Origin of the sequence: Pseudomonas putida W15Oct28, from assembly GCF_000708715.2 — a bacterium.
In the GTDB taxonomy this organism is placed as follows: Bacteria; Pseudomonadota; Gammaproteobacteria; order Pseudomonadales; family Pseudomonadaceae; genus Aquipseudomonas; species Aquipseudomonas putida_R.
In genome coordinates this window covers 95,809-106,479 of the sequence record NZ_JENB01000045.1, presented here as the reverse complement: position 1 = coordinate 106,479, position 10,671 = coordinate 95,809, and the positions used below count along the sequence as shown (strand labels likewise).

8 protein-coding genes and 1 pseudogene are annotated in these 10,671 nt (G+C 63.8%); 7 read left to right on the top strand and 2 right to left on the bottom strand.

Going from position 1 to position 10,671, the window contains the following annotated elements:
- Positions 1-42: 42 nt before the first annotated feature.
- Together AK81_RS23395 and rarD are read left to right on the top strand one after the other, a co-directional pair.
- Positions 43-1,017, top strand: a complete 975-nt coding sequence (locus AK81_RS23395) for a serine/threonine protein kinase (RefSeq protein ID WP_043202956.1) — start codon at positions 43-45, stop codon at positions 1,015-1,017.
- A 64-nt stretch (positions 1,018-1,081) separates the two neighbouring features.
- A complete protein-coding gene (gene rarD, locus AK81_RS23390; protein ID WP_043202954.1) occupies positions 1,082-1,969 on the top strand; it encodes an EamA family transporter RarD in 888 nt (295 codons plus the stop codon).
- Between the two features lie 334 nt (positions 1,970-2,303).
- Here rarD and AK81_RS23385 read toward each other — a convergent pair whose 3' ends face one another.
- Positions 2,304-2,822, bottom strand: a complete 519-nt coding sequence (locus AK81_RS23385) for a glycine cleavage system protein R (protein WP_043202951.1) — start codon at positions 2,820-2,822, stop codon at positions 2,304-2,306.
- Between the two features lie 449 nt (positions 2,823-3,271).
- On the opposite strand from AK81_RS23385, the gene AK81_RS23380 reads away from it, so the two are divergent.
- On the top strand, positions 3,272-5,449 hold the full coding sequence (locus AK81_RS23380; RefSeq protein ID WP_043202948.1) for a malate synthase G: 2,178 nt from the start codon (positions 3,272-3,274) through the stop codon (positions 5,447-5,449).
- A gap of 137 nt (positions 5,450-5,586) precedes the next feature.
- Here the strand turns inward: AK81_RS23380 and AK81_RS23375 are convergent.
- A pseudogene (locus AK81_RS23375) lies at positions 5,587-6,125 on the bottom strand (response regulator).
- Between the two features lie 116 nt (positions 6,126-6,241).
- Here AK81_RS23375 and AK81_RS23370 point away from each other — a divergent pair.
- The 4 genes from AK81_RS23370 to AK81_RS23355 all read left to right on the top strand — a co-directional run bounded on the left by AK81_RS23370 (position 6,242) and on the right by AK81_RS23355 (position 10,591).
- Positions 6,242-8,179, top strand: a complete 1,938-nt coding sequence (locus AK81_RS23370; RefSeq protein WP_043202945.1) for a DUF294 nucleotidyltransferase-like domain-containing protein — start codon at positions 6,242-6,244, stop codon at positions 8,177-8,179.
- Positions 8,176-8,886, top strand: coding sequence for a 3'-5' exonuclease (locus AK81_RS23365; RefSeq protein ID WP_043202942.1), 711 nt, complete (start codon positions 8,176-8,178; stop codon positions 8,884-8,886). The genes AK81_RS23370 and AK81_RS23365 overlap by 4 nt, the downstream gene beginning before the upstream one ends.
- A 233-nt stretch (positions 8,887-9,119) precedes the next feature.
- Complete coding sequence (locus tag AK81_RS23360; RefSeq protein ID WP_043202939.1) at positions 9,120-9,638, top strand: RNA polymerase sigma factor; 519 nt, start codon at positions 9,120-9,122, stop codon at positions 9,636-9,638.
- On the top strand, positions 9,635-10,591 hold the full coding sequence (locus AK81_RS23355; protein ID WP_043202938.1) for a FecR domain-containing protein: 957 nt from the start codon (positions 9,635-9,637) through the stop codon (positions 10,589-10,591). The genes AK81_RS23360 and AK81_RS23355 overlap by 4 nt, the downstream gene beginning before the upstream one ends.
- Positions 10,592-10,671: the final 80 nt, after the last annotated feature.

Sequence of the window (10,671 nt, the reverse complement as noted above, 5' to 3'; positions counted from 1 at the left end):
ACGCTGTACCATGGCCCCACGCTGCCTACCCCCGGAGTCACCATGTCCCACCCCTTCGACACCCTCACCCCCGACCTGGTCCTGGACGCCGTGGAAAGCATCGGCTTTCTCAGCGATGCACGGGTGCTGGCACTGAACAGCTACGAGAACCGCGTCTATCAGGTGGGCATCGAAGACGCTCAGCCGCTGATCGCCAAGTTCTACCGCCCAGGCCGCTGGAGCGATGCGGCCATCCTCGAAGAACACGCCTTCACCGCAGAACTCGCCGACTGCGAAGTGCCGGTGGTTGCGCCAATGCAGCACGAAGGCCGCACCCTGTTCGAACACCAGGGCTTCCGTTTCACCCTGTTCCCCCGCCGGGGCGGCCACGCCCCGGAGCCGGGCAACCTCGACCAGCTCTACCGCCTTGGCCAGTTGCTCGGCCGCCTGCATGCCGTGGGCGCCACCAAACCGTTCGAGCACCGTGAAGCCCTGGCTGTGGACAACTTCGGCCATGCCTCGCTGAACACCCTGCTGGAAGGTGGTTTTGTCCCCCGCGAACTGTTGCCGGCCTTCGAGTCCGTGGCCCGCGACCTGCTAAAACGTGTCGAGGATATCTACGCCCGCACACCGCACCAGCTCATCCGCCTGCATGGCGACCTGCACCCCGGCAACCTGATGCACCGTGACGAGGTGTACCACGTGGTCGACCTCGACGACTGCCGCATGGGCCCGGCGGTGCAAGACCTGTGGATGATGCTGGCCGGCAGCCGCGAGGAGCGCCTGGGGCAACTGGCCGAGCTGATCGACGGCTATAACGAGTTCCACGACTTCGACCCGCGCGAACTGGCCCTGATCGAACCCCTGCGCGCCCTGCGCCAGTTGCACTACAGCGCATGGCTGGCAAGGCGCTGGAGCGACCCGGCGTTCCCGCCCAGCTTCCCGTGGTTCGGCCAACCCCGCTACTGGGGCGACCAGATTCTCGCCCTGCGCGAGCAGATGGCCGCACTGGATGAAGCACCGCTGAAATTGTTCTAGAAGCATGCCTGCCTCTGTCTACAATAGGCGTCGCTTTATTTAGCTACCTAAGCAAGGATTCTGCATGCACGCCGCAAACCCGCGTCGCGGGTACATCTTGGGCCTCACTGCCTACATCATCTGGGGTCTGTTCCCCCTGTACTTCAAAGCAATCCAGAGCGTCCCGGCGGTGGAGATCATTGTCCACCGGGTGCTCTGGTCGGCGCTGTTCGGCTCGCTGCTGCTCCTGGTGTGGAAACACCCCGGCTGGTGGCGCGAACTGCGCGACAACCCTCGCCGGCTGGGCATCCTGGCGCTGAGCGGGGCATTGATTGCGGGTAACTGGCTGACCTATGTGTGGTCGGTGAACAACGGCCGCATGCTCGAAGCCAGCCTGGGTTACTACATCAACCCGCTGATCAACGTGGTGCTGGGCATGCTGATTCTTGGCGAGCGCCTGCGCCGCCTGCAATGGCTGGCAGTGGGCATGGCCGCCGTGGGTGTGGCCCAGCAGGTGTGGCAAGTGGGTAGCCTGCCCTGGGTGTCGTTGGTGCTGGCGCTGAGCTTCGGCTTCTACGGGTTGATTCGCAAACAGGCGCCAGTGGCAGCATTGCCGGGCCTGGTGGTGGAAACCTGGATGCTGGTACCGCTGGCCCTTGGCTGGCTGCTGCTGCACCCATCGGCGATGAGTGCCCAGGGGGCGTTTTACACCAGCAGCGAAGCACTGTGGCTGATGGCTGCGGGGCCAGTGACGCTGATACCGCTGGTGTGCTTCAACGCTGCGGCCCGGCACCTGCCGTATACCACCCTGGGCTTCCTGCAGTACCTGGCGCCGACGCTGGTATTGCTGCAGGCAGTGCTGTTGTTCGATGAGCATTTGTCCTCGAGCACCTTGGTGGCGTTCATGTTCATCTGGGCAGGCTTGGCGATCTACAGCGTCGATGCGTGGATGAGTTTGCGCAAGCGCAGCTGATCAAAAAACAACCAAAAGTCTGCAGGCCATGCGGTTCGTGGCCTGCAGAGACATCTCCAAAGGTTATCCACACCCTCGTCCCCGTGCTTTGTGCACAAGCTGCTGATTCTTGGGTGTTTTTTGATCAAAAACCTGCAAGGCACGTGATAGCTGGGCTGGAGAGGTGCACCCCCAGGTTATCCACAAGGCCTTCCCCGTTATATCGGGATAACCGCAAGGGGCTGCCTTGTAGCCCATTCGCAGCACAAGGCTGCTCCTACAGGGGATTGCATAACACCTGTAGGAGCAGCCTTGTGCTGCGAATGGGCCGCGAAGCGGCCCCGGCAATCCCGAATCAATCCTCCGCCCGCAGCTTCAACTCCACCATCAAATCATCCGCCAGGCTCTCCAGCTTCTGCTGCAGTTCATCCAGCGAAAGGGTCAACGGCAGCGCCAGCAACGCATCGGCATGAAACAGCGGCTCGCTGCTCATCGGTGCCGGCCGCACCTCAGTGGTAAACCGCTCAAGGTTCACCCCCAGATCCGCCAGCAACCGGGTAATGTCCCGCACGATCCCCGGCCGGTCATTACCCACCAGCTCCATCGCAATCGGCTTCCAGGTGCACGACGGCTCGATGCCGCTCTCGGCAATCAGCACGCGAATGTCATACCGGGCCAACCCCTGCAAAGACGCCACCAGTTCAGCGTAATGCTCAGCCGGCACCGCCACCCGCAGGATGCCGGCAAACTGCCCGGCCATCCGCGACATGCGGCTTTCCAGCCAGTTGCCACTGTGGTCGGCGATGCACTGGGCAATACGTTCGACCTGCCCGGCCTTGTCAGGGGCAATAACAGTCAGTACAAGATGATCCACAAGCCCTTCCTCGTATCGGGCCGCGCCCGGCGGCAGAAAATCGGGGGATCGACTCAGTATAGGCAAGGCGCGGCAACCTGCCGCAGGGCGGCCAGCACAACGAATCGTGTACTGTTTCAAGATTTATCTGGAACAATCCACCTGTTTTTTGCGAACATACCCACTCCCAGCGTGACCATACGCGACCAACGGGTCGCATAACGGCGCTTTTAGTCTGATTTTGCCCCGCCTACTGCTTCATGTAGTATCCCGTGGCGCGGACTACAAAACGTCGTTTGGATGTCTGCCAAGGCGCCTGTGAAAATACGCACACTGCCTGCCGGCCTGTCTGGCAAGCCGCACCCAGCCGCGCCCGGTACAACCCGGGGGCACGCACTGGTGCCGTGTTTAGAGAAGCGCTACAGGCTTAATACAGAAGAGCGAAATAGCTGAGCAGAGTGAGGCAAGCAATGACTGGATACGTTCAAGTCGGTGGCCTTCAGGTCGCCAAGGTCCTGTACGACTTCGTGAACAACGAAGCCATCCCCGGGACCGGCATCGTCGCCGAGCAGTTCTGGGCGGGTGCAGAGAAGATCATCAATGACCTCGCTCCAAAGAACAAAGCCCTGCTCGCCAAGCGCGACGAGCTGCAAGCCAAGATCGACGCCTACCACCAGGCACGCAAAGGCCAGGCACACGACGCCGTAGCCTACAAAGCATTCCTCCAGGAAATCGGCTACCTGCTGCCACAAGCCGACGATTTCCAGGCCACCACCCAGAACGTGGACGAAGAAATCGCCCACATGGCCGGCCCGCAGCTGGTGGTGCCGGTAATGAACGCCCGCTTCGCCCTGAACGCCGCCAACGCTCGCTGGGGTTCGCTGTATGACGCCCTGTACGGCACCGACGCCATCAGTGATGAAGGCGGCGCCGAAAAAGGCCAGGGTTACAACAAGGTCCGTGGCGACAAGGTCATCGCCTTCGCCCGCGCCTTCCTCGACGAAGCCGCGCCACTGGCGGCCGGTTCGCACGTCGATTCCACCGGCTACCGCATCGAAGGCGGCAAGCTGGTTGTTGCCCTGAAAGGCGGCAGCAACAGCGGCCTGCGTGACGACGCCCAGCTCATCGGCTTCCACGGTGACGCCGCCGCACCAACCGCGGTGCTGCTCAAGCACAACGGCCTGCACTTCGAAATCCAGGTCGATGGCAGTACCCCGGTCGGCAGCACCGACGCCGCCAGCGTGAAAGACATCCTGATGGAATCGGCACTGAGCACCATCATGGACTGCGAAGACTCGGTTGCCGCCGTCGACGCCGACGACAAGGTTGTCGTCTACCGCAACTGGCTGGGCCTGATGAAAGGCGACCTGGCCGAAACCGTGAGCAAGGGTGGCAAAACCTTCACCCGCACCATGAACCCGGACCGCGAGTACGCCGCGCCCAATGGCGGCAGCGTGACCCTGCACGGCCGTTCGCTGCTGTTCGTGCGTAACGTTGGCCACCTGATGACCAACCCGGCGATCCTCGATGCCCAGGGCAACGAAATACCCGAAGGTATCCAGGACGGGCTGTTCACCAACCTGATCGCCCTGCACAACCTCAACGGCAACACCAGCCGCAAGAACACCCGCAGCGGCAGCGTGTACATCGTCAAGCCGAAGATGCACGGCCCGGAAGAAGTCGCCTTCGCCGCCGAAATCTTCAGCCAGGTCGAAGACCTGCTGGGCATGCCACGCAACACCGTCAAGGTCGGCATCATGGACGAGGAGCGCCGTACCACGGTCAACCTCAAGTCCTGCATCAAGGCAGCCGCCGAGCGCGTGGCGTTCATCAACACCGGTTTCCTCGACCGCACTGGCGATGAAATCCACACCTCGATGGAAGCCGGCGCCGTGGTGCGCAAGGGTGCCATGAAAAACGAGAAGTGGATCGGCGCCTACGAGAACAACAACGTCGACGTTGGCCTGGCCACCGGCCTGCAAGGCCGTGCGCAAATCGGCAAAGGCATGTGGGCCATGCCCGACCTGATGGCTGCCATGCTCGAGCAGAAGATCGCCCACCCACTGGCCGGTGCCAACACCGCCTGGGTGCCGTCGCCGACTGCTGCTACCTTGCACGCCCTGCACTACCACAAGGTGGACGTACAGGCGCGCCAGCGTGAACTGGCTTCGCGTACCCCGGCGTCGGTGGATGACATCCTCGCCATCCCGCTGGCCGCAGACACCAACTGGTCGGACGGAGAAATCCGCAACGAGCTGGACAACAACGCCCAGGGCATCCTCGGCTACGTGGTGCGCTGGATCGACCAGGGTGTGGGTTGCTCGAAGGTGCCGGACATCAACAACGTCGGCCTGATGGAAGACCGCGCCACCCTGCGCATTTCGGCCCAGCTGCTGGCCAACTGGCTGCGCCATGGCGTGGTCAGCCAGGATCAGGTGCTGGAAAGCCTCAAGCGCATGGCCGTGGTGGTCGACCAGCAGAACGCCGGTGACGCCCTGTACCGCCCGATGGCGCCGAACTTCGACGACAACGTCGCGTTCCAGGCAGCTGTAGAGCTGGTGGTGGAAGGTGGCAAGCAACCGAACGGCTACACCGAGCCGGTGCTGCACCGCCGTCGCCGCGAGTTCAAGGCGCGTAACGGGTTGTAAGCAACCTCTGCGAACGGGGCCGCTTTGCGGCCCAATCGCCGGCAAGCCAGCTCCCACAGGGACTGCACAGGCCTTGAAATCTGTGCGGTCTTTGTGGGAGCTGGCTTGCCGGCGATGAGGCCGGAACAGGCCTGTGCTTACTCCAACTTCAATTCCTTCTTCACCAGCTCCAGCAGCTTGCCCAGGTCCACCGGCTTGAGCAGGAAGTCCACCACCCCCAGGTGCATCACGTCCACCGCCTCTTCCACATCGGTGTCGCCCGACACCACGATGATCGACAACGCCGCCCGCTCCGACGCGCGAATCGTACGGATAAGGTCCAGGCCATCTTCGGGCTGCATGCGCAAATCCGTAATCATCAACGCGATGCGCTTCTGGTAGTGCAGGTACAGCCTGGCTTCCTCGGCCCCGTCCGCCCCCACCGCATCGATGCCCCGGCTTTTCAGGTACAGGATCAGCGCCTCGCGGTTGACCGCGTTGTCATCTACCACCAGTACCAAAGGCCTGGGCGCCACAGGCGCACTTACCACGGCCAATGCCTCGCGCTCGGCGTCGCTCAGGATGTCGGTGTGCTCAGGCATGCTCATCTCGTCAAAAAATTCCGCTTCAGCATTAGGACCACATTACTTGCGTCACCCGATTCGCCTTTCGTCGGGTCTTTGACAGGGGCGTTCATAGACTTACGTCCAATGGGCACCACCCCGCCGCAAGCCGACCATGGAGGCAGAGAACAACAAGGCCGGCACCTATATATAGATATATATAGTTCGGCGTAGCGATACGGTCAGTTTCATGAGCAAAAAGGACGCCTACAGCCAGGCGGGCAGGACAGCAGTACTGCAGAACATCCAAGGCACCCTGCAGTTCCTGCAGCGCTTTCCGCCGTTCAACCAGATGGAGCACAGCCACCTGGCCTACCTGGTCGAGCAGTGCCAGCTGCGCTTCTATGCCTGCGGCGAAAGCATTGTCAAACCTGCCGACGGGCCGGTCGAGCACTTCTATATCGTCAAGCAGGGCCGCGTGGTTGGCGAGCGCCAGCACCTGGTCAGGCCTGGCGTGGAGACCACCTTCGAAATCACCAGTGGCGAATGCTTCCCGCTGGCCGCCCTGCTGGGCGAGCGGGCAACCCGCACCGAGCACCTGGCCGGTGAAGACACCTTCTGCCTGCAGTTGAACAAGGCCGCGTTCATCCGCGTGTTCTCGATGTCTGAAGTGTTCAGGGACTTTGCCCTGCGCGGGGTTAGCAGCCTGCTCGACCAGGTCAACCAGCAGGTGCGCCAGCGCGCTGTGGAAACCCTCGGCACCCAGTATTCGCTGAACACACCCTTGGGTGAACTGGCCATGCGTCACCCGGTGGTGTGCACTGCACAAACCCCGCTGCGCGAAGCCGTGCGGCTGATGCACGAGCAGCAGGTCGGCAGCATCGTGGTGGTCGACCCGCAGCGCTACCCCACCGGCATTTTCACCCTGCGCGACCTGCGCCAGGTGGTGGCCTCGGCGGATGCCGACCTGGGCGCCCCCATCGAGCGGCACATGACGGTCAAACCGTTCTACCTCAGCCCTCAGGCTAGCGCTTTCGACGCGGCCATGGCCATGACCGAGCGGCATATCGCCCACGTGTGCCTGGTGGAAAACCGGCGCCTGTGCGGGGTGGTTTCCGAGCGTGACCTGTTCTCGCTGCAACGGGTCGACCTGGTGCACCTGGCGCGTACCATCCGCCATGCGCCTCGGCTGGACACCCTGGTCTCGCTGCGCGGGGAAATCAGCCAGCTTGTGGAACGCATGCTGGCCCATGGCGCATCGTCCACGCAGATCACCCAGATCATCACCCTGCTCAACGACCACACCGTGTGCCGGGTGATCGAGTTGGCGCTGGCCGAGCGCGGCGACCCGGGCGTGCCGTTCAGCTGGTTGTGCTTTGGCAGCGAAGGGCGCCGCGAGCAGACCCTGCACACCGACCAGGACAACGGCATCCTCTTCGAAGCCGCCGACAGCGCTGAAGCCGACGCCATCCGTGCCCGCCTGCTGCCGCTGGCGCAATACATCAACCAGTGCCTGGCCCAGTGCGGCTTTACCCTGTGCAAGGGCAACGTCATGGCCGGCAACCCTGACTTGTGCCTGTCACGCAGCGAATGGGCACGGCGCTTTGCCGGCTTTGTGCGTGAAGCCAGCCCGGAGAACCTGCTGGGTTCGAGCATCTACTTCGACCTGCGCGTGGTGTGGGGCGATGAGCAAAGTTGCGAGCAACTGCGCCAACGCCTGCTGGAGCAAGTGGCCGACAACCGCATCTTCCAGCGCATGCTGGCCGATAATGCCTTGCGCCAGCGCCCGCCGGTGGGCCGCTTGCGCGAGTTCGTGCTGACCCGCCAGGGCAATGACAAGGCCGCCACCCTCGACCTCAAGGTCCAGGGCCTGACGCCCTTCGTCGACGGTGCACGGCTACTGGCGTTGGCCAATGGCGTCGGTGCCTGCAATACCCTGGAGCGGCTGCGCCAGCTGGTGGCCCAGGGCGTGATCGAGCCACTGGATGGCGCGGCGTATGAGGAGGCTTACCACTTCATCCAGCAAACCCGCATGCAGCAGCACCAGCGCCAGGCCCGCGACAACCTGCCTTACTCCAACCGCCTAGACCCGGACAGCCTCAACCACCTGGACCGGCGCATCCTGCGCGAGGCGCTGCGCCAGGCCCAGCGCCTGCAAAGCAGCCTGGCCCTGCGGTACCAACTATGAGCCTGTTCGCCTGGCTGCGCCCCAGCGCGCCCGAACTGGACCACACCACACGCCAGCGCCTGGCCCGGTTGCCCAAGCCCGCGCCGCTGGGGGTATGCACCCTGCGTGAACAGCGCTGGGTGGTGCTGGACCTGGAAACCAGCGGGCTCAACCCCAACCGGGACCAGGTGTTGTCGATTGGCGCAGTGGCCATCGAAGACGGCGCCATCGATTTTGCCCAGCAGTTCGAACGCACCCTGCACAGGCCTTTGCAGAAGACCAACGCCAGCGTGCTGATCCATGGCCTGGGCCCTAGCGCCCTGGCCGCCGGTTGCGACCCGGCCGAGGCCTTGCTCGACTTGCTCGATTTCATTGGCAACAGCCCGGTGCTGGCGTTTCACGCCCCCTTCGACCAGCGCATGCTGGCCCGTGCGCTGAAGGAGAGCCTTGGGCATCGCCTGCAGTCACTGTTCCTCGACGTTGCCGAACTGGCGCCGATGCTCAACCCCGACACGGTGCTGCGCGAGGCCGGGCTGGATGACTGGGTGGCACGGTTTGGTTTGCAGGTGGAAGAGCGCCACCATGCCAGTGCCGATGCCCAGGTGACTGCTGAACTGGCGCTGATTTTGTTCAGCCAGGCCCGGCGCCAGCAGCTGGACAGCCCGTTGCAGCTGGAGCAGCGGTTGCGTGGATGGCGGCGGCGCAAAGCCCAGAGTCACGGCCTTTAGATTTGTATTGGCCTTGCTGGCCTCTTCGCGGGCACGCCCGCTCCCACAGGGATCTCACAGCCTTGAATACTGTGGAGTACCTGTGGGAGCGGGCGTGCCCGCGAAGAGGCCGTCAAAGGCAACCTCTCTGATGGTGGCAATCCGATAAGCGTCCATTGCACCCACCCCCTCCCCTCTGCAACAATCGCGAATAATTATCGTTAGTTAATGCATTCGTTCCGGGGGGACGCTGCTTGTCTTCTGCACAGAGCCCACACGCCGATCTGGTCGGTACGCTGTACCGCGACCACCGCGGCTGGCTGCTCGCCTGGCTGCAACGCAGCATGGCCTGCCGCCAACGTGCCGAAGACCTGAGCCAGGACACCTTCGTGCGCCTGCTCGGCCGTGAGCAGCTGGACACGCCCCGCGAACCCCGCGCGTTTCTGGCGGCCGTGGCCAAAGGGCTGATGTTCGACCACTTTCGTCGCGCCGCGCTGGAACAGGCGTACCTGGCCGAGCTGGCACTGATCCCGGAAGCCGAACAACCGTCCCCGGAAATGCAGTTGCTGATCCTCGAAGACCTCAAGGCCATCGACCGCCTGCTCGGCAAGTTGTCGAGCAAGGCCCGCGCGGCATTCCTGCACAACCGCCTGGACGGCATGGGCCATGCCGAAATTGCCGAACGCCTGGGCGTGTCGGTGTCGCGGGTGCGCCAGTACATCGCACAAGGCATGCGCCAATGCTATGTGGCCCTGTACGGGGAGCCCACGTGAGCAATGCACCGGTTTCGTCCCGGGTCCTGGAAGCCGCCATCGCCTGGAAACTGAGCCTGGACGACGCCAGCGGCACGCCCGATGAACGCAGCGAATTCATGCGCTGGCATGCCGCCAGCGAAGAACACGCGCGCGCCTGGCGCCAGCTCGGTGCCATGGACCAACGCGTCAGCGTGGCGGCCGGCCCGGCACGCCAGACTTTGCTGCAATCGCGCGCCAGCCTGCGTCGACGCATCGGCAAGGTTGGCGGCGGGCTGGCCGGCATGTTCATGTTGGGTTCACTGCTGGCCTGGGTTGGCGCACCGTCGCTGGCCCCCAGCTACTGGCTGGCCGACCAGCGTACCGCTACCGGCGAGCTGCGTACCCTGCGCCTGGAAGACGGCACACTGCTGAGCCTGAACACCCACACCGCCGTAGACATCGACTACGCCGGCGAGCAGCGGGTAATCGTGCTGCACCAGGGTGAGATCTCGGTCGAAACCGGCCACCAGGACCCGCGCCCGCTGCTGGTGCGCACCGACGATGGCCGCCTGCGGCCACTTGGCACGCGCTTCCTGGTGCGCCGCGAAGCCGGCGGTACCCGCCTGGAAGTGCTGCAAGCCTCGGTCGCCGCCATGCCGCACAACAGCGGCGACGAACACGTGCTGCGCGAAGGCCAGCAGGTGCTGATGAACGCCAACGGCCTCGGCCAGGTCGGCGCAGTACCGGTCGGGGCCGACGCCTGGACCCGCGGCATGCTGGTGGTGGACAACGTGCGCCTGGGCGACCTGCTGGCTGCGCTGGGCAAATACCGCAGCGGTCACCTCGGGGTAGACGAGCAGGTCGCCGATTTGCGCGTGACTGGCAGCTTCCCGCTGACCAACACCGACCTCGCGCTGGAGTCGCTGGTGCCGGCCCTGCCGGTGAAGATCGAGCGGCATACCCAGTGGTGGGTCAACGTCGCTCCCAAGTAGACCTTCTCTGGCCTCTTCGCGGGCTTGCCCGCTCCCACAGGTACCCCACAAGTTTCAAGCACTGTGGCGTTCCTGTGGGA